The sequence below is a fragment of the Scopulibacillus daqui genome (assembly GCF_016908855.1).
In the GTDB taxonomy this organism is placed as follows: Bacteria; Bacillota; Bacilli; order Bacillales; family Sporolactobacillaceae; genus Scopulibacillus_A; species Scopulibacillus_A daqui.
In genome coordinates this window covers 65,323-84,385 of record NZ_JAFBER010000010.1, presented here as the reverse complement: position 1 = coordinate 84,385, position 19,063 = coordinate 65,323, and the positions used below count along the sequence as shown (strand labels likewise).

Annotated in this window: 17 protein-coding genes; 12 read left to right on the top strand and 5 right to left on the bottom strand. The window is 41.0% G+C overall.

Annotated features, from left to right (window positions below):
• Positions 1 to 72: 72 nt before the first annotated feature.
• The 3 genes from JOD45_RS09060 (at position 73) to deoC (ending at position 3,217) form a co-directional block, all read left to right on the top strand.
• Entirely contained in the window at positions 73 to 1,020 is a 948-nt protein-coding gene (locus tag JOD45_RS09060) for a sugar-binding transcriptional regulator (protein WP_205003570.1), read from the top strand.
• Between the two features lie 203 nt (positions 1,021 to 1,223).
• A complete protein-coding gene (locus JOD45_RS09055; protein WP_205003569.1) occupies positions 1,224 to 2,525 on the top strand; it encodes a pyrimidine-nucleoside phosphorylase in 1,302 nt (433 codons plus the stop codon).
• Between the two features lie 17 nt (positions 2,526 to 2,542).
• Positions 2,543 to 3,217 (top strand): deoxyribose-phosphate aldolase, encoded by a 675-nt coding sequence (deoC, locus tag JOD45_RS09050; protein ID WP_205003568.1) that lies wholly within the window; start codon positions 2,543 to 2,545, stop codon positions 3,215 to 3,217.
• Between the two features lie 91 nt (positions 3,218 to 3,308).
• Here the strand turns inward: deoC and JOD45_RS09045 are convergent, their stop codons facing one another.
• Positions 3,309 to 4,118 (bottom strand): DUF2935 domain-containing protein, encoded by an 810-nt coding sequence (locus tag JOD45_RS09045; protein WP_205003567.1) that lies wholly within the window; start codon positions 4,116 to 4,118, stop codon positions 3,309 to 3,311.
• A gap of 416 nt (positions 4,119 to 4,534) precedes the next feature.
• Here JOD45_RS09045 and JOD45_RS09040 point away from each other — a divergent pair, with 416 nt between their 5' ends.
• The 3 genes from JOD45_RS09040 to mug all read left to right on the top strand — a co-directional run bounded on the left by JOD45_RS09040 (position 4,535) and on the right by mug (position 6,110).
• Positions 4,535 to 4,753, top strand: a complete 219-nt coding sequence (locus JOD45_RS09040; protein ID WP_205003566.1) for an LSm family protein — start codon at positions 4,535 to 4,537, stop codon at positions 4,751 to 4,753.
• 242 nt (positions 4,754 to 4,995) lie between these two features.
• A complete protein-coding gene (locus JOD45_RS09035; RefSeq protein ID WP_205003565.1) occupies positions 4,996 to 5,436 on the top strand; it encodes an SRPBCC domain-containing protein in 441 nt (146 codons plus the stop codon).
• 170 nt (positions 5,437 to 5,606) lie between these two features.
• Positions 5,607 to 6,110 (top strand): G/U mismatch-specific DNA glycosylase, encoded by a 504-nt coding sequence (mug, locus tag JOD45_RS09030; RefSeq protein WP_205003564.1) that lies wholly within the window; start codon positions 5,607 to 5,609, stop codon positions 6,108 to 6,110.
• A gap of 230 nt (positions 6,111 to 6,340) precedes the next feature.
• Here mug and JOD45_RS09025 read toward each other — a convergent pair whose 3' ends face one another.
• Complete coding sequence (locus JOD45_RS09025; protein ID WP_205003563.1) at positions 6,341 to 6,946, bottom strand: manganese efflux pump; 606 nt, start codon at positions 6,944 to 6,946, stop codon at positions 6,341 to 6,343.
• A 361-nt stretch (positions 6,947 to 7,307) separates the two neighbouring features.
• Here JOD45_RS09025 and JOD45_RS09020 point away from each other — a divergent pair, with 361 nt between their 5' ends.
• The 4 genes from JOD45_RS09020 (at position 7,308) to JOD45_RS09005 (ending at position 12,401) form a co-directional block, all read left to right on the top strand.
• A complete protein-coding gene (locus tag JOD45_RS09020) occupies positions 7,308 to 8,090 on the top strand; it encodes a GntR family transcriptional regulator (RefSeq protein ID WP_205003562.1) in 783 nt (260 codons plus the stop codon).
• Positions 8,091 to 8,199: 109 nt separating this feature from the next.
• Positions 8,200 to 9,969: a sulfoacetaldehyde acetyltransferase gene (xsc, locus tag JOD45_RS09015; protein WP_205003561.1), complete on the top strand. Its 1,770-nt coding sequence runs from the start codon at positions 8,200 to 8,202 to the stop codon at positions 9,967 to 9,969.
• A gap of 163 nt (positions 9,970 to 10,132) precedes the next feature.
• Positions 10,133 to 11,545, top strand: a complete 1,413-nt coding sequence (locus JOD45_RS09010) for an amino acid permease (RefSeq protein WP_205003560.1) — start codon at positions 10,133 to 10,135, stop codon at positions 11,543 to 11,545.
• 541 nt (positions 11,546 to 12,086) lie between these two features.
• Positions 12,087 to 12,401, top strand: coding sequence for an ArsR/SmtB family transcription factor (locus JOD45_RS09005; RefSeq protein ID WP_205003559.1), 315 nt, complete (start codon positions 12,087 to 12,089; stop codon positions 12,399 to 12,401).
• A 105-nt stretch (positions 12,402 to 12,506) separates the two neighbouring features.
• Here JOD45_RS09005 and JOD45_RS09000 read toward each other — a convergent pair whose 3' ends face one another.
• The 3 genes from JOD45_RS09000 to JOD45_RS08990 are packed head-to-tail and all read right to left on the bottom strand — an operon-like array spanning position 12,507 to position 17,675.
• Positions 12,507 to 13,784 carry an exo-beta-N-acetylmuramidase NamZ family protein gene (locus JOD45_RS09000; RefSeq protein ID WP_380897024.1) on the bottom strand — a complete coding sequence of 426 codons (1,278 nt, stop codon included), beginning with the start codon at positions 13,782 to 13,784 and terminating at the stop codon, positions 12,507 to 12,509.
• Positions 13,785 to 13,841: 57 nt separating this feature from the next.
• Positions 13,842 to 15,953 carry a glycoside hydrolase family 3 protein gene (locus JOD45_RS08995; RefSeq protein WP_205003557.1) on the bottom strand — a complete coding sequence of 704 codons (2,112 nt, stop codon included), beginning with the start codon at positions 15,951 to 15,953 and terminating at the stop codon, positions 13,842 to 13,844.
• 3 nt (positions 15,954 to 15,956) lie between these two features.
• A complete protein-coding gene (locus JOD45_RS08990) occupies positions 15,957 to 17,675 on the bottom strand; it encodes a serine hydrolase domain-containing protein (RefSeq protein ID WP_205003556.1) in 1,719 nt (572 codons plus the stop codon).
• Positions 17,676 to 18,090: 415 nt separating this feature from the next.
• Here JOD45_RS08990 and JOD45_RS08985 point away from each other — a divergent pair, with 415 nt between their 5' ends.
• Together JOD45_RS08985 and JOD45_RS08980 are read left to right on the top strand one after the other, a co-directional pair.
• Positions 18,091 to 18,342, top strand: coding sequence for an LSm family protein (locus tag JOD45_RS08985; RefSeq protein ID WP_205003555.1), 252 nt, complete (start codon positions 18,091 to 18,093; stop codon positions 18,340 to 18,342).
• Positions 18,343 to 18,635: 293 nt separating this feature from the next.
• Positions 18,636 to 19,043, top strand: coding sequence for a Fur family transcriptional regulator (locus JOD45_RS08980; RefSeq protein WP_205003554.1), 408 nt, complete (start codon positions 18,636 to 18,638; stop codon positions 19,041 to 19,043).
• Positions 19,044 to 19,063 lie beyond the last annotated feature (20 nt).

Genomic DNA, 19,063 nt, shown 5'->3' with positions numbered 1-19,063 from the left:
ATCTTTCCCGATCTTTTGTCATACAAAAATTAATGTTAAACTAAACATTAGCAAAATTGTAAAGGTGAAGATATGGGACAAGATAAATTAAATCAGATCATCGAAGCAGCAAAATTATACTATCAATTAGATTATAATCAACAAGAAATCGCGAAAAAATTAGGCGTTTCACGTCCGACCGTATCTCGTTTTTTGCAGCAGGCTAAAGAACAAGGCATTGTGAAAATCGAAATAGTTGATCCATCCCGGAGCATAGAGACGACGGCGCGTGAACTTGAACAAAAATATCATCTTAAGAAAGCATTGATTGCTTCTGTTTCTGAATATGAGGATCAAGCGGTTAAGCCATCTATTGGAAAATGCGCAGCTGAATATTTGTATGAAACGGTTAAAGATAATGATGTGATCGGCGTAACTTGGGGAACAACGCTTTTTCATATCGCTAAGGAGCTCAAATATAAGCCTGTCAAAGATGTGAAGGTTATCCAATTGAAGGGCGGCGTCAGCCATTCAGAAATCGAAACGTATGCGTCAGAGGTTGTCAATCTTTTTGGAAAAGCCTTTGGTGCAACGCCTTATTACTTGCCTTTGCCTGCTATTGTCGATCACCCTGCCGTCAAGCAGACCATCGAGGCAGATCGGCATATTCACAAGCTGCTGGAAATGGGCAAAAACGCAAATATTGCTGTATTTACCGTCGGCGGCATTGTCAATGATTCACTCTTATTTCGTTTAGGATATTTGAGTGACGAAGATCTTCAAATGATTAATTCTTGCGCTGCAGGAGATATTTGTTCCAGGTTTTTTGACGGACAAGGCAATATATGCAGTGAAAGCTTAAACAACCGAACGATCGGCATCGAATTAGATCAGCTTAAAAACAAAGAACTGTCTATTCTTGCGGCAGGCGGCATGGGAAAGGTTAATGCCATTCATGCAGCGCTGAAGGGCCAATATGCCAATGTTCTTATCACCGATGAATTTACCGCAAAACTTTTGTTAGATAAGGAAAAAACATGAGGCTGCTTTTGAAAGAAAAATACGATGATTGGTTAGGCTAATCAAAAGATATCTTTTATGATTAGCCTATTTATTTTTTTGTTATTTTACAATTGATTATTGCTTTGTTTACATTTGTTCAGTTGTTTGTTATATTTGTGTTAAATAAAATAGTCTTACCGTGAAATCACATTTACATAATAAGGAATAGGGGTGTTTTTTGGATGAGAATGGTAGACTTAATTGAGAAGAAGCGTGATGGGAAAGAATTAAGCCAAGAAGAAATTAATTTTATAATTGAAGGCTATACCAACGGAAACATCCCAGACTATCAAATGTCCGCTTTTCAAATGGCCGTCTTTTTCCAAGGCATGACGCCGAGCGAAACGGCAAACTTTACGATGGCTATCGTGAAATCCGGCGAACAAGTAGATTTATCAGCCATTGAAGGCATTAAAGTTGATAAACACAGCACCGGCGGAGTCGGAGATACAACAACGCTTGTCCTTGCACCGCTTGTTGCGGCAGTCGGTGTACCAGTCGCAAAAATGTCTGGACGGGGTCTTGGACATACTGGCGGAACAATCGACAAATTAGAATCTATCAAAGGATTTCATACTGAAATCAGTCAACAGGAATTTTATGATCTAGTTAATAAAAATAAAGTGGCGGTTATCGGCCAATCAGGAAACTTAACGCCTGCAGATAAAAAGATCTACGGGCTGCGCGATGTAACGGCTACAGTGAACTCTATTCCATTGATTGCCAGCTCCATTATGAGTAAAAAAATTGCGGCGGGTGCCGATGCTATTGTCCTTGATGTTAAGGTAGGCGCGGGCGCTTTTATGAAAAACTTAGAAGACGCTAAAGCATTAGCTGAAACAATGGTCGGAATCGGAAAAAGCCTTGGAAGAAAAACAATGGCCGTTATTTCTGACATGAATCAGCCTCTTGGATTTGCGATTGGCAATGCTTTGGAAGTCAAAGAGGCCATTGATACATTACAAGGGCACGGGCCGAAAGACCTTCATGAACTTTCTTTAACACTTGGCAGCCAAATGGTTTGCCTGGCAGGGAAAGCGGATACTCCGGAAACCGCTCGCGCTATGTTAGAAGAAGTCATTGCAAATGGAAAAGCGCTTGAAAAATTCAAAGTGTTCTTAGCTGCCCAAGGCGGGGATGCTTCAGTGGTCGATCAACCTGAAAAATTACCAACTGCTAAGTACACTCTTGATGTTGAAGCGAAAGCTGACGGGACTGTATCAGAAATTGTGGCAGACAGCATTGGAACAGCGGCTATGATTCTCGGAGCAGGACGGGCAACAAAAGAATCGACCATTGACTTAAGCGTCGGTCTTGTTCTTCACAAAAAGATAGGAGACAAAGTGAAGAAGGGTGAACCGATCGCCACGATTCACAGTAATCATGACGAGAATGAAGAAGTCATCCAGCGCATTTACGATTCCTATACAATAGAAGAAGGACATGTCGAGCGTCCGACATTAATTTATGATGTTATAAAATAAATAAGGAGGAAACTGTCTTGTCAAATCAACAAGTAGCTAAAATCATAGATCATACATTATTAAAAGCCGATGCAACAAAAGAAAGCATCGTCAAACTTTGCGAAGAGGCAAAAGCATACGGGTTTGCTTCAGTGTGCGTGAATCCGGCATGGGTGAAAACCGCTTATGAATTATTGAAGGACACAGAAGTCAAAGTATGTACAGTCATTGGTTTTCCTTTAGGGGCTACGACGCCGGAGGCAAAAGCTTATGAAGCCAAAAACGCCATTGAAAATGGCGCAACAGAAGTAGATATGGTTATTAATATCGGCGCGCTAAAAGACAAACAAGATGACCTCGTTGAGCAAGATATTAAGGCGGTTGTTGACGCTGCCCAAGGCAAAGCTCTAACAAAAGTCATCATTGAAACCTGTTTGCTGACTGAAGAAGAAAAAGTCCGCGCTTGCGAAATCGCAGTCCGCGCCGGTGCAGACTTTGTAAAAACATCAACCGGCTTTTCAACAGGGGGCGCCACCGCCAGCGATGTCGCTTTAATGCGGAAAACAGTTGGACCGGATGTTGGCGTTAAAGCATCCGGAGGCGTCCGAAGCTACCAAGATGTACAGAAAATGATCGAAGCGGGCGCAACGCGAATTGGCGCAAGTTCCGGCGTTGCCATTGTAAAAGGCGAGGCATCAGATACAGACTATTAATACTCAGAATATCGGCCGGCTGTCTAATAGAGCTTTAACAGCCGGCCGTTTTTGCATTAATAATAAAACCGGTGTTATGAAAAGTTTGCATTTATAAATTTGTAACCCTGGGCTTGGCAGGATCACAATCAGGTTTTGGCAGCCCCCTTGATTCAGCCAGTTTAATTAAGTAATAACATTCTTCCCTCGCCATATGGTCTGCCATAAGAGGAGAAATAATATCAAGAACTTCACCTTTCATCTCCATTTCCTCTAATTCGTGTAAGAATTCTTTAAAAACTTTCATTTCTATGTCAACTTGATTGTTGAATCGGCTAAGTGCCGGAAACTCTTGTACATAGGATCTTAAATACCCGGCCATTTCAACTGCTCTTAAATAAAAATGCTCGAAAGTCCTCCTAAACTTATCTGATTTGTCTTTTAAAAAATATTCTCTTTCATCCAAAGAGACCCTTATTGAATCGGCGTGTCCCGCGGCATCCATTAACCAGACGAGGTGATGATGGACCTCATGAACCAATGGGGGTGTCTGGCCTTTGACTAAAAAACCGAGAACTCTGATGTATTCTTCGACTTCGTTAACCATGTGATTTAAGAAAGTAGGCGTCAAATGGATCTTCAGGTGATTCGTCAAATGCTCTTTAATCAATTCTAATTTAAAGGCTCGAATGTCTTTCGCATATTTATCCGCTTGTTTTGTAATCATTTGCAATTCTTCGTTTGACGGTGAGGATCTTGCCGCTTCTAATAATTGGTCGAATGTTTTCATGAACTGTTGCGCCGTTTGGATGTGTTCTTTCTCATTTGGGGATAAAGCACCGTAAATAAACCTTGAATGATCCCCAAGAATTTGCAGCCAAAAGCGATGCTCAAATAAACTTGCCTCCCTGAATGAAGCCACTGATTTTTCATCCTCTCTTTAATTAAACATTCCTCTGAAAATATTTATGAGAACACCTAAAGAAACATGCTGTGATATAGAAACTATCGAAACGTTAGAGGATGCAGCCAAAAGAATGCCTTATGGGCAAATGGCTGTTATTAGCGAAAATGAATGAGCAATATAAAAATCAACGTTTGCCTTTATCAAAACGCCCTCAATTATTTCTTTTTAAACCATATAGTAGTGATATAGAAAAACTTTGCTGCCTGATGATCAGAAAAGCTCATATTAAATTCTTTTAACGCCGCACCTCTTATTTGTTTTTTGATCTAAACTTTACAAGTGCCAAGTTTTAAAGCGAGACCTTAGTAGAAGTGACACTTTAAAGAAAGATTTTAATCCTTTCTTTGAGTGCTGGAAAGGAGTGTATTAAGGTGTCCGTTGATCGTTTCTATAATCAATGCTGCCAACATATTAATAAACCGTGTGAAATCGTTTGTCATGACGGCACTATCCATCGAGGCATTGTCCATTCTGTAGACCGCGAGAAAGTTTATCTTCGTCCACTTGATGGCATAGACGGAGCTCAAGGTCCGGACGGTCCAGGCATTTTTGCCTTTGGATGGGGATTTCCAGGTGCATTTGCTGGTTGATTTGCCGGCGGTTTTACAGGTGGTTTGTTAGGCGTTGGTCTTGGAAGTATATATGCCTTTAGACCTTTTCCATATTTTTGGTAAATATTCACTGATCAAACACGAGTCCATGCCTCCGCGGAATATGATTCCGCGGTTTTTTATTATCAGCAGAACCATATATTGAATTTTAAATCCATGGTTATAAAGAAAAATGTTTTTCATTATATATAACTAGACGAAGTAAAGGTGGGATACAGATCGTGAATATCAACGGGGAAATATTAGTTGAAGCGCCGCAAGAAAAAGTATGGCAGGCCTTGAATGATCCTGAAGTTTTGAAAAAGGCCACACCCGGGTGTCAATCTCTTATAGAAGTCGCGCCAGATCATTATAAAGCCCATATTGTACTCGGTATTCCGGCGGTGAGGGGAAGGTATGATGCGGATATAAAAATACTTGAAAAGTCTCCGCCGGACCAATATCGATTAATCATGAACGCGAATAGCACCAAAGGCTTTGTTCAAGGGGACACCACCGTTAAATTAACGTATCAGGCGCCAAATACAGTGATCAGATATGAAGGCGATGCCAAAGCAGGAGGATTTATCGCCGGTGTAGGAAAAACCATATTGTCAGGAATTTCGAAAATATTTATTAAAGACTTTTTCAAGAAAATAGCCAAACATGTCAAGTCACAATAGTTTAAATGGCTTTATAAAATGTATGCTGTTGGTTTAAACCGCCCCATATAAAGCCTCTTTTTTGCCGTTTTCCTTTTGGAGATCGGCTTTTTCTTTGATATTTAATGGTTTAATTGATTCGATAACGTTACAATTTATAATATAGTCATTTCTATTGGGAGGTTTACAGCATGGGGCCTGTTCCAGATTATATTAAAAAAGGTTTAAACATATTATTCGTCGGTTTTAACCCAAGCATTCGTTCAGGAGAAACCGGCCATCATTTTGCTAATCCTAATAATCGGTTTTGGTCAATCCTTTATCAGGCAGGCTTAACCCCAGTAAAACTAAGACCGGAGGATGATCATAAACTTCTTAATTACGGTTATGGATTAACAAATATAGTCCAAAGACCGACTAAGAAAGCAGCGGATATTTCCAGTGAAGAGTATGAAGTCGGAAGAAATCAGCTTCGGGAAAAGATTGAAACTTATCTTCCGCAAATTGTTTGCTTTGTCGGGAAAGGGGTTTACCAGCAATATACAAAAAAACGCCATGTTGCCTGGGGTGTGCAGAATGAGCATGAAGTTGAAGGCGTCACTGATTTTGTTGCCCCTTCTTCAAGCGGGCTTGTCCGAATGAGAATAGATGAAATTGTAGAAATTTATAGGGCGTTAAAGGTGCTTATTGAATGATAGACAATAGTTTCAGCAACTTTCAAATGGCAATCTTCAAAATTTCAAGGAAGAAAATAAAGTAATTATATAGCTTGCTGAAAAGTATATTAAAAACGACGGCTGATTGGAATGGGGTATAGCACACTCTTCATAATATTATTGCTGGCTGTGATCATAATATTGAATACGTAAAAAAGCGCCGCGCCTTTGATTGGACGAACGCTTTTTTAATCATGCGGCAAGCTGTTCTATGATATCATTTCATAGATGCCTATCCCAATAAGAACAAGTCCTGCAATAAGCTGAGAGTATGGACCGATAACTGTCTGATATGCTTGCTTTCCAATTCTCTGCCCCATCTCAATCGAAATAAATGAAAAAAGACCAATGATAAAGAGGAAAATATAAGAATGTATACTTGTTAAACTTGAACTGAAAGAAACACTCATTGCATTTAAAGATAAAGCAATGCCGATCAGAATCGCTTCAATTTTCGATATGATGCGGTCTTCGTCAAGATCCCCTTGATCCGGGTTTCCTAAAATTTTTATGAATGAAGAATCTAATTGTTCATTATTCTTCTTAGCCCCGTCATGAATAATTGACCAAATCGTAAATCCTCCAATAATAATTAATAACCCGCCGCCCAGGGCATTTGCGATATCTTGTGAAACGAAATTTGTGATCACTTCACCGGTAATGAGGGATATACCCGCCAAAATAATAGTGACAATGCTTATGATCAGATTTGAAAAATAAGGGATTTTAACTTTCTTCATTCCATAAGAAATAGCAATGCCTAAATTATCTAAATTTGCAGCAACGCCTAATAAGACAATTGTTAACCAATACATCATCTCTCTCCTTATCAAGACCTGTTAATGGTATACGCGGCAGGAGCCCAAAATGTGATTGGCTAAATTGTATATATAAGTGGAACAAATCTAACTTTCTATTCTTGACGAACCGGCGAATCATGGCGAAAGGGATTGATGTTCGTGATAAAAGCGGCTTGAAATGAAAGGGCTTTTTTCAATTGGGAAACTTCAAATGTTAAAGAGGTAATAAGGAAACCATAGGCGTTTTAAAATGGCTTAAAAGATGGCCTTATCAACGATCAATATACAGAAAGTTATTAATAAAATGCATTGACATTTTATTAATTGATAAAATATAATGAATTTACTTAATAAAAGGACAACCAGGTGATTTGTTATGAGTTTTTCATTTAATTCCAAAATTCCATTGTACTATCAGATCAGGGAAGATATCTTACATAAAATCGAACAGGGTCATTATAATGTTGGAGATCAGCTGCCGTCAGAGCTTCAGCTGGCAGAGGATTATGGCGTCAGCCGCCCAACCATTCGGCAGGCCATATCTGAGTTGGTTCAGGAGGGCCATTTAATCCGCGGCAGAGGAAGAGGCACTTTCGTTTCACAGCCAATAATAACAGATAATGCCCTTGCCTTTTCAACTTTTGAAGAGGACTCAAATATTGAATATCAATGGGAAAAAGTTATTGAGTGCCGCAGAATTTATGTTTCCTCTGAAATAGCGAAAGACCTTCATTTAGCAAACGATGATGAAGTCTTTGAAATGACTGTTTTAAAAGGCAACCGAAAAAATTGTTTAACCATTCGCACGTCGCAAATTCCGGTAAAGTTAGCGCCAAATCTTTTGGAAGAAAAAAACTTGAAAGATCTCAAGCTGTACAAAATTTTAAGAGAAGAATACGGATTGGTTCCCACACATTCAAAACAGTCATTTCAATCGGTTCCGGCAGAACTAGAAGAATCGTCCTTGCTTAAGGTCGATCCCGGCAGCCCTTTAACGCTTTGGCGCGGTGTTCTTTATTCTTGCGAAACACCGATGGCTAGAGTGAAAACATTGTTTCGCGGAGATCGATTTAGATTTGAAATAGCTCAAAACGAAGGAACAAATGATACGGTTGTCATGAAATGGGTCAATTTGCCTGAAATATCCGATTGTTTTTAACAATAAATGTCATGACATTAACACGTTATGCGTTTATTATGATTCTATTATTCTGTTTGGAATCGCAATCAAAAAATTGAATTAAAAGTGAGGGAGGCTTTAATTATTGATGGGGGATATTGAAACAAGTGCAAAAACTAAAACAAAATTAAAAATGACGCCAAGCGAAGCCATTGTAGAAACTTTGCTTGCTGAAGGTGTCGAGCATATTACAGGGATTCTTGGTTCAGCTTTTATGGACATGCTCGATCTGCTGCCGGCGGCAGGCATTAAATTCATTCCGGTCCGTCATGAACAAAACGCGGCTCATATGGAAGATGCCTACACTCGAATGACGGGAAAAGCCGGTGTTGTTGTCGGTCAAAACGGCCCTGGCATAACAAATATGGTCACGTCCGTGGCCGCAGCTAATATGGCGCATACACCAATGGTTGTGATTTCTCCGTCAGCCGGTACAACATCTCTTGGCTGGGACGGTTTCCAAGAATGTGATCAAGTATCAGTTTTCAAACCTATTACAAAAGCAACGGTTCGAGTTCCGCATCCTTCTAGAGCGGCTGACTGCTTAAGAACAGCTTTCCGTTTGGCTTATGCTGAACGCGGACCGGTTCTTTACGATATTCCCCGTGATTATTTCTACGGAGAAATTGAAGATTATATTTTGGAACCTCATCAATATCGTGCTGAATTGCGCAGCTGCGGTTCTATTGAATCCATTGAAAAAGCAGTTGAAATTCTTGCCGAAGCGAAGCGCCCGGTGATTATTTCCGGCAGGGGTGCAGTCGATGCTGACGGTATTGATGCTGTGAAAGATATCGCCGAATATTTAACGGCTCCTGTGGCTGCATCTTATATGCATAACGATGCTTTCCCGGCTGATCATCCTCTAGCAGTTGGACCAATAGGTTATATGGGTTCAAAAGCAGCAATGAACATTGTTAAGGACGCGGATGTTTTATTGGCGATCGGTACGAGGCTTTCTGTCTTTGGCACGCTGCCTTGCTATGATATTGACTACTTCCCGAAACATGCTAAAATTATTCAAATCGATATTAATCCTAAGCATATTGCCCGCCCTCACCATGTTGAAGCTGCGATCGTCGGCGACGCAAAAGCGGCAAGCGAAGAAATTTACAAACGGTTAAAAGAGAAAAAGCCTCGTGTGCAAGTCGATAAGGAACGGATGGCTAAAGTAGCTGATGAGAAAAGAAAATGGGAAGAAGAGCGTGTTAAACTGGCCATGGCAGAAGGCTCGCCGATCAACCCTCGCCGCGCTCTGCTTGAAATTTCAAGAGCGATTCCGGAAAATACAGTTGTTACAAGCGATATCGGCAATACTTCATCAACAGCTAATGCTTATTTTGATTTCACACAAAGCCGTAAACATATTGCGGCATTAACGTTTGGCAACTGCGGTTTCGCTTATCCTGCAGCGCTTGGCGCCAAAATTGCCGATCCTGATTCCCCGGTCATTGCGATCGTCGGCGATGGCGCGTGGGGCATGAGTTTGCACGAAGTCAGCACAGCCGTGGAACAAAAGCTTCCGGTCGTCGCCTGTGTATTCAATAATGGGGCATGGTGCGCAGAGAAGAAAAACCAGGTGGATTTTTATAACAACCGGTTTATCGGCGCTGATATCGAAGGTCCGGACTTTGCGGAAGTTGCCAAAGCCATGGGGGCAAACGGCATAACGATTGATCGTCCTGAGGATATCAAAGGAGCAATTGAAGAAGCGATCAAATCGGATCAACCCACTGTTTTGAATATTAAAGTAGACGGAACACAATTGGCGCCGCCATTTCGAAAAGACGCGCTAAAAAAGCCTCGCCGTTTATTGCCTAAGTATGCTCATTTAGATGCCGCGAATTGGGATAATTAATCATGGACTCATGATAAGACAGGCTTGCCGATGGCAAGCCTGTTATTAATCTCTAAATCACTGAACATTAGAATAATTTTCATTTCATAAGTGAGGCAGATGATATTTTAAGAAGAGAAACTGATTTTTGGTTAAACTCTAGCCGACGATTAGGAGGACAATGATGGAAAGCCGCCAAAAACCTTATTCTGAAGGTTTGAGCCGCTCTTTAAATAACAGGCACATACAATTCTTAGCTTTAGGCGGGGTTATCGGTGTCGGTTTATTTTATGGTGTGTCTCAAGCCATTCAAGTTGCAGGTCCTGGAGTTATCATCGCTTACATATTAGCTGGAGCTGTTGCAGCCATCGTTATGAGGGCGCTCGGAGAATTAACAGTTGAAAGGCCGGTAGCCGGCTCATTCAGCCGTTATGCTCATGACATGTTTGGTCCGCGAATGGGATTTGTGACAGGCGGCATGTGGTGGTTCTTTTGGGTAGCCACTGTCATGTCGGAACTTGCCGCTATCGGGAAATTAATTCAGTTTTGGTTCCCTGCATTTCCTATCTGGGTTCCCGGGCTCATCTCTCTCGTTTTATTTACTGTTTCTAATCTTTTGGTTGTAAAGATGTTTGGAGAGCTGGAATTTGTCTTTGCGGTGTTAAAGGTCTTTGCGATTATGTCATTTATGATATTCGGTGCTTTAATGATTTTAACTGGAGCATTTAATCATGGACAAGCTGTCGGCTTAACGAACCTTTCGTCGCATCATGGGTTTCTGCCTTATGGCTGGCTTGGAGTTGTCCAAGCCGTTTCGCTTGTAATCCAAGCCTATTCCGGTATTGAAACTTTAGCTGTGGAAGCCGGAGAGTCGGGAGATCCAAGGGCTTCAATGCCAAAAGCCTTTCAAAGCATTACTTTCAGAGTTTCGTTTTTCTATATAGGGTCGATATTTATTATGTTATGCGCCTATCCATGGACTCATTTGATTCATGTAAACGGCAGTCCATATGTCCTTTTATTTAAACAAATAGGTATTCCTGCGGCAGCAACAGTTGTCAATATCATTATTATTTTAGCCGGGTTATCATCTTGTAATACCGGGGTATACGGGGGAAGCAGAATTTTATTTAGCATGTCGCGCGATCAAATGATGCCAAATGCTGTTGATCAATTAAATAAGAATCAAGTGCCTTATATTGCCGTTATTATGACAGCGGCAGCGATTTCAATCGGGACAATCATCACTTATTTATCGCCGGATGAGGTTTATATTTGGATAACAAGCGCTTCGGCATTCGCGTCGATTTTTACATGGGTTGTGATATTAGTATTAGAATTAACGTTCAGGCGAAAAATTTCAAAGAGCGGGCAAGAGCTGCGGTATCCAATGCCGTTCTGGCCGATTCTGCCGTTCATCGGCCTTGGCATGCTGGTCTTGGCTTTTGCGGCAATCGTGTACTCGCCATTAACAAGAATATCAGTTTTTTCTGGAGTGATTTGGCTTGTCCTTCTGCTTGTTTATTACCAAATAGCAATAGCGCCAAAAAAAGAAATGGCCGAAAGATCGGCAGAAGAAGAAAGGGTAGACTTATGATCCGATTGTGCTGTTTTAAAAACGGAAGAGTTGTAACCATAGATTAATTGAACAAGTTAGGTTTGGGCGGGACCTTTGTTGTCTTTGGAAGGGTGGTACGGCGGGAAAAGCTTAAGATCATTATTGACGAAGCCAGACGTCTATAAGTTGGGAAGGATGGATTGTATTTAAGATTTCAATATAGAAGGCACAGCCATTGGCGGTTGTGTCTTTTTAAGTTTCCCTTTGACGTGTCTAAACAAAAATAACATCACTTGCATATATTTTACTAAAGCAAAAAAAGTTTACCAAAGGAAAGATGTGGACGGCATGTATGGAAAAGACCCTTTAACGAAAATGTTAATGACCGTTTCGCTGCTTCACAAATTGCACATTTTGAATGATAGCGAAGCAAAAGATCTTTTATCACAAATTGAACATAAAAAGACAAAAAAATCAAGATATTAAATCACCTTTTTTGATTCGATATCTTATTGACTTTAAAATCAGTCATTTTTTTGATAACCTTAATAATATATAAGTTAATCTTATCAAAGAAGGTATGACAGTGGACGATAAAAAACATATTGATTTAGATGAAGAAACTTTGTTTACAGTTTCACAAATATTTAAAGCTCTTTCAGACCCTACAAGGATAAGAATTCTTCATTTGCTTTCCCAAGGAGAATGTTCAGTCACTCATATATCTGAACATCTTGATTTGCTTCAATCTACCGTCTCTCATCAATTAAGGTTTTTAAAAAATTTAAGACTTGTTAAATCCAGGCGAAACGGCAAAACGATTTATTATTCCAGCGATGACGATCATGTGATCAATATATTGCAGCAAACCATTAACCATGCAAGGCACGAGTAAGCATGATAGTACGCAAAAAAGACAGGGCGCTTTCCCTGTCTTTTATCATTTAAATCTATCAGCGGTATAACATCTCCAAGTTATTTTGGAGAAGACGCCATGCTTTTATTTATACAATAAATACTTTTTTCTTTTCTTTTCAAATTGTTTCAGTTCAGGCTGCCATTTCTTTTCCATGGTTTTGACAGATACACCGGCATTGATATCTTTTCTTATCCATCCATTGCCAACCATCTGATCAAACGGAGAGATGCCGTTTTTATCTTCGGGGCTGAATTGGAATTTATCAGGATACATGTCATGAATCGTTTTAATGATGGATAGACCGGTAATGACTGGTTCATAGGACTGCTTATCTATGACATGAACTTGAACGCCGTGGACAAGCTGGCCGCTGTATTTAGAAAATGTCGGTGTAAATGAAGCATCGCGGAAGATGACGCCGGGCAAATGCAAAGCATTTAGTTTCTGAGCTAGTTTCCATCCGTTAATAAAAGGCGCGCCTAATAATTCAAATGGGCGGGTCGTTCCTCGTCCTTCAGAAATATTTGTGCCTTCTATAAGACCGGTTCCCGGATAAACAAGAGCGGTATCTTCTGTAGGCATATTAGGTGAGGGCATCACCCAACAAGGCAGATGTGTATCGCTATAAGACATCCCGCGTTTCCAGCCTTTCATTTTCACAACTGTTAAATCAGCATGAATATGGTATTCATTATTAAGATAACCTGCTAGTTCTCCAACAGTCATGCCGTGGCGAATCGGAATAGGATACAAGCCTACGAATGAGGCGTACTTTGGATCTAATACGGGTCCTTCAACATGAGTGCCGCCGATAGGATCAGGCCGGTCCAGTACAATAAAAGGGATATGGTTTTCATGGGCAGCCTGCATGGCATAGGCCATAGTTGAAATATAAGTGTAATAGCGCGTGCCGACATCTTGTATATCAAACACTAACACATCAACATTTTTCAGCATGTCCGGCGTAGGTTTTTTAGTATCGCCGTATAAGCTGTAGACAGGCAGCCCTGTTTCTTCATCAATATATTTATCGACTTTTTCGCCGGCCTGGGCGCTGCCCCGAACACCGTGCTCGGGACCATACAGAGCCACTAGCTTAATATCCGGATCGTGGAATAACAAATCAATATCACTTGTCAGCCTCTGATTGACACCGGTAGGGTTAGTAATTAATCCTACGCGTTTTCCCTTCAGCAAATCTTTCTTTTCACTTAATAAAGTGTCAATGCCTAATTGAATGTGTTGGTGATGGCGAACCGGTTTTTGGATGACCGAGTGGACGCCATGTCCCGAAGCTGACACAGCAACCGCCGATAAGATTAACAAAAAGACGCCTAAAGACAGTATCCATCTTTTCAAGGTCAATCACCTCATCTTTTAATAGATGCTTGCGAAACATTCGAAGCCTAAAGACTTTTAATAGTGAAGGCCGAATCCAAACGGATAAAGGGCTTTGCCTTTGCCGTCAGGAGCAGGAATCGTAACAGGCAATTGTCCTTTTGGATCGTTTTTGCCAAATATTGTGGCGGCAGCTGCGTTAAAATTAGCGTTATTAAAAGAATATTGGGCGAGATAGGCATCGACTTTTGGATATGCCATAATATCATAAGGATTACGTATGGCGACGGCTATAATTGGTTTATTTAATTTTTCGATTAATTGATTGACGAGCTGCATCTGCGGATTTGTCTGAGCTCTGCCGTCAACATCAGAAGTATAGGTGCCGATGATAATCGCGCTTGATTTTTTAACTTGATTAAGCTGTGTATCATTAAGCGGACTAGCTGCGTCTATCGTTGTTATATTAGAATGGTATCTTTTTACCGCGTCAGATAAATTTTTTAAGTAATTATGGCCGATAACGGTAATATTGCTGTTTTTCATATTTTTATTTTTCAAAGGCAGCACGTTGTGATTTTTAATGAGTGTGACAGCGTGATTCGCCGCGTTTTGTGCAATCTTTTGATGTTTAGGCGAGCCGACGATGTGATTGGCCCGGTCGATTTTCTTATTAAGATCATCCGTATTTTCTGATTTTATGATGCCTTGCTTGACTTTTAAAGTTAAGATTCGTTTCACTGATTCATCGATGCGCTGTTCTTTAATTTTTCCGCTTTTAACAGCTTTAATCAGACCGGTATAAACACTGTCAAGGTCAACAGGCATGGTCAAAATATCAGCGCCGGCGTTAACGGCTCGAATCGCAGCATCGACATTGCCGAAATTATCAGTAATTGCCTGCATATTCATAGCATCGGTAAATATAACCCCTTTAAAGCCCATCTGTTCCCGAATCAAACCGGTAAGAATTTTGTGGGAAAGTGTAGCCGGCAATGAGATAAGGCTGCCGTCCTTTTTCGAAACAACCTTCGTACCGTCTACTTTTGGAAAGGTGATATGGGCAGTCATGACCGCATCCAATCCCGCATCCATGGCTTGTTTAAAAGGGTATAGTTCAACTTTTTTTAATCGGTTGAGATCGTAAGGAACTGAAGGGAGGCCAAGATGTGAATCAACATTTGTATCACCGTGGCCGGGAAAGTGTTTGCCTGTCGCAGCGACTCCGCTGTCATGCATACCATTTATAAAAGAGATGCCCAGTCGTGCAACAAGTTTTGGATCCTCGCCAAACGACCTGACGCCAATGACAGGGTTATCAGGATTATTGTTCACATCAAGGTCAGGAGCCATGTCTATATTAATTCCTAAGGCTGACAGCTCCTCGCCGGTTGCGCGTCCGACCTGCTTGGCAATTTTCTCGGACCTTGCAGCTCCTAAAGCCATGTTCCCGGGCATATCAGTTCCCGATTGCACCCGAGTCACAATGCCGCCTTCTTGATCAGTCGTCAGTAAAAGACCGTATTTATCGCTCGCCGCTTGATAATCATTTGTCAACTTTACAATCTGCTTATTGTTTACAAGATTTTCCCGAAAGAGAATGACGCCGCCCAGATGATATTTGCGAATTTGGTCACGAATTTGCGGCAGCATTTCCGTTACATTATTGCCATTATAAGTTCTAAAGTCAGGCATGAGCATTTGGCCGATTTTTTCTTCAAGTGACATTTTTTTCACTGCATGGTTTACAACATCGTATTTTGAACCTTTTTGTTTAATGATTTTGGCGATTGATGGGGAAGCTGCTTTGTCAGCGGGTGTCTTATAGCTGACAATTATTCGGTCGCTGTGATTGCCGTCAGTAACCTTAATCGATGACCGGCCGTTATGTCCAGTAAGTTTTACAAGGCCGCTGTTATTTACGGAAGCAATATTCTTATTAGAAGATGACCAAACAAGGTGTGAGTTAGTTTGCGTGAAATGGCCGTCAGAATATGTGTGTATCGCGTTAAGTTGAATGCGCATATTTTTAATTTTGCTGGTAACTTGGGGTACATTTTGCAATATCAGAAGATCGCTGAATTGATTTTTCTCCTTTGCATGAGCTTCAGGATAGGAGAAGAGCGTTTGAGAAGCAATGAATAATGCAGCTGCCATACAAGCCGCCGCTTTCTTCCTTATTGTCATCATTTATTAATCCCTCCGTTTTTGCCAATCCGTTTTGCTAAAATGAAGTTCATGGGTTTTTCCATGCGAGTCAATGGCTTTAGGGTTTAAAACATACCAGCCGCGGCCATTTACTGAACCATCTGTATGATATCTAAAACGCACATAGCGGGCCTTAGCTGGCAACTCAATAGATATTCTGTTCCAGTCTTGATTGCTGCCGGTTAATCTTGGACCGGCCTCGGACCATGTCTTACCGTCAGAAGACCATTCTACAGCACCATAGTCATTTTCATTATCCGTAAGGTACCATGTCCGGAAAGTTAATGTTTTCCTATCTCCATTTGGCAGATCTGCTTGCATTGAGCGATCCAGGTTGTCGCCGTAACCGGAAAACCACGCCGCTTCTTTATTAGGTATTGCTACAGGAATAGCGTCAGCGGCAAGCCTGGCGACTGTTCTTCTGATACCGTTGGTTGAAACCGTATTCCTTGTCGGATGAACTCTATTCGTCAGAAGAATAACGATTGTTTTATTATTGGGGCTGATGACGATTGATGTTCCGGTAAATCCCGTATGTCCCATCGTTGTTGGTTCGGTGAGCGCATCCATATACCAGCCTTGTTGGAGTTCCCAGCCGAGACCATGTGAATCCTCGGGAAATTGGGGGAGCTGATTGGTTTCCATAAGGCGGACTGTTGAAGGTTTCAAAATTTGCTTCCCTTTATAACGGCCGCCGTTTAGCATCATTTGACTGAATATAGCAAGGTCGTGAGCCGTAGAAAAAACGCCTGCGTGTCCGCTGACACCATCGAGCGCCCAAGCATTTTCATCATGGACCTGCCCCCAGACAAGCCCCCGGTCTATCCACGGCTGGTACTCGGTCGCTGCAGTTCTTGTTTTTAAATAAGCCGGAGGATTGAACATTGTATCTTTCATTTCCAATGGGTCTGTAATATGTTCTTTAATATATTGATCCAAACGCTCCCCGGACAGCCTTTCGACAAGGACAGCAAGTGTGATCATATTCAGATCGCTGTACGTATACGCTGTACCGGGCGGATTTTCGAGCGGATGTTCCAGAACATACCGTAATTTGTCTTCGCGCGATCCCTTTATGTTATATAATGGCGTATCAGGGTCAGGCTGAAATCCTGAAGTATGTGTCATTAATTGCCTGATCGTCACCTTTTCTTTCCCGTTCTTAGCGAATTCCGGAATATATTTGGCGACCGGGTCATCTAGTTTGAATTTTCCTTGTTCGCAGAGCTGCATTGCGGCTGTTGTCGTGAATAATTTACTAATTGAAGCAAGGTCGAAAATGGTATGGGGAGTCATTTTGACAGGATGTTTCATAGGTGTAAACTGGTCATCTTGATATTTTGCAGCATATCCATAGGCTTGCTCTTTGACAATTGTTCCGCGGCGGGCAATTAAAACAACCGCCCCCGGCATGACTTTCTCATTAATGGCTTCACGAATTTTGTCATCCATGACTTTGAGGGGCTCCTGTCTCATACCTGCTGCATTTGGCGTTCCAGGATGCAGTACAGGTGATGAAGGCCCCGGATTATCCCATGATTTCGGCGATTCATGATCAGGAATGGCAATTGATGGTTTAGATGCGTGTTCTATTGTAGGCTGGGGCGGGGGATATCCTTTGGCATTTGCTGAATGGGCGGCAAGATATAGCCATGAACCGCTGACTAAGGATGAAACAAGAACAACATTGGCTATTTTTTTCATAGCAGTCCTCCTGTAATCAAGATAATGTCATATTATTTTAAATATTTACATACTTTAATTAAATATATCAGATAAAGCCACAATTAGACATCGCCCTTTAGACCCAAAATTTGTATTTTAAAATGCATGCTTGATTTTATCATTTTAATTGGAAATACAGAAAAAAGAGGACAAGGGAAAGAGACGGAAAATATCATGAATGATTTCGGCATACAATGACCGCTGTACTATTAATAATCACAAAATCAGTAAGATTCGCTCGGTTTGCAAAGAGGGATGGGTCAGGTTTTCCATTTATATTTTTATCAGGATCTTAACCCAAGTCTTATATAAGGCGGACAATATCCTATCCAAAGATAGAGCAGGCATCATAAGATATTAATGATTTATAACGTATCTATCTAGGAGGGAGTCTATGTCGGGACAAAATATGTATGCCCTTTGCCAGCAGCACTTAAATAAAGCTGTTGAAATAAGATGCCATGATGGCACTGTCCACCGCGGCATTATTACTAAAGTCGATCCGACACATGTTTACCTAAGACCTTTAGATGGCGACGGCGCTGATGGTCCAGGCGTCTATGCCTGGGGATGGGCTTATTGGGGAATTCCAATCGCTTTAGCATCTATTGCTGCTATCTCGTTGTGGCCATGGTTCTGGTGGTAAAAAACCGCAGCTGGCACGAGGGGTTTAATCGTTAAATCATATTTATTCTCCATTTAGCATCAACATGAACTTAACCCGTGTGCCATAAGAATAAATATTTCCTTCGCAAGCATCGTTAAATAAAACGGTGCTTGTTGTCATTGTTAAAAATAGCTTTTAAAAAACCTCTATGCGCGTTAAGGCTTTTTTTGTTATTATCATTTATGAGGGTAATCTTATCAGTCCTTATCAAGACTTTTATTTTTTTTCATGATTTGCCTTTACTGAACGATAATTAAGGAAGTGTTAGTTCCATGAATTTAGAGCAGGCGCTCGACACTTTAAAAGAAAAAGGTTACAAACATACAGATAAAAGAACAGATATTTTGCGTCTTTTCGAAAAGGGAAAAGGTTATTTATCCGCAAAAGATATTCAACTCCAATTAAAAGATCAATATAAAGGGTTAAGTTTCGATACGATCTACCGCAATTTATCTCTTTTCGTGGATTTGGGCATACTGGAAGCAACAGAGCTTGACGGCGAAAAGATGTACCAGTTTAATTGTACCAGCCATCATCATCACCACCTGATTTGTCTGCAATGCGGCAAAACAGAAAGTATTGAAGCTTGTCCAATGACCGAAATGCCTCAATCTCAAACTGGATTTCTTGTCACAGGACACAAATTTGAGATATACGGTTATTGTGAACACTGCCGTTAAAGATACAAAAAAGACAACTA

Bases quoted from the DNA above. Each gene is read 5' to 3' on its own strand.
- JOD45_RS08995 (WP_205003557.1), bottom strand. From the start codon at position 15,953: ATGATGACAATAAGGAAGAAAGCGGCGGCTTGTATGGCAGCTGCATTA.
- JOD45_RS09025 (WP_205003563.1), bottom strand. From the start codon at position 6,946: ATGTATTGGTTAACAATTGTCTTATTAGGCGTTGCTGCAAATTTAGAT.
- JOD45_RS08985 (WP_205003555.1), top strand. From the start codon at position 18,091: ATGTCGGGACAAAATATGTATGCCCTTTGCCAGCAGCACTTAAATAAA.
- JOD45_RS09055 (WP_205003569.1), top strand. From the start codon at position 1,224: ATGAGAATGGTAGACTTAATTGAGAAGAAGCGTGATGGGAAAGAATTA.
- JOD45_RS09010 (WP_205003560.1), top strand. From the start codon at position 10,133: ATGGAAAGCCGCCAAAAACCTTATTCTGAAGGTTTGAGCCGCTCTTTA.
- JOD45_RS09020 (WP_205003562.1), top strand. From the start codon at position 7,308: ATGAGTTTTTCATTTAATTCCAAAATTCCATTGTACTATCAGATCAGG.
- xsc (WP_205003561.1), top strand. From the start codon at position 8,200: ATGGGGGATATTGAAACAAGTGCAAAAACTAAAACAAAATTAAAAATG.
- mug (WP_205003564.1), top strand. From the start codon at position 5,607: ATGGGGCCTGTTCCAGATTATATTAAAAAAGGTTTAAACATATTATTC.
- JOD45_RS08990 (WP_205003556.1), bottom strand. From the start codon at position 17,675: ATGAAAAAAATAGCCAATGTTGTTCTTGTTTCATCCTTAGTCAGCGGT.
- JOD45_RS09060 (WP_205003570.1), top strand. From the start codon at position 73: ATGGGACAAGATAAATTAAATCAGATCATCGAAGCAGCAAAATTATAC.
- JOD45_RS08980 (WP_205003554.1), top strand. From the start codon at position 18,636: ATGAATTTAGAGCAGGCGCTCGACACTTTAAAAGAAAAAGGTTACAAA.
- JOD45_RS09005 (WP_205003559.1), top strand. From the start codon at position 12,087: ATGACAGTGGACGATAAAAAACATATTGATTTAGATGAAGAAACTTTG.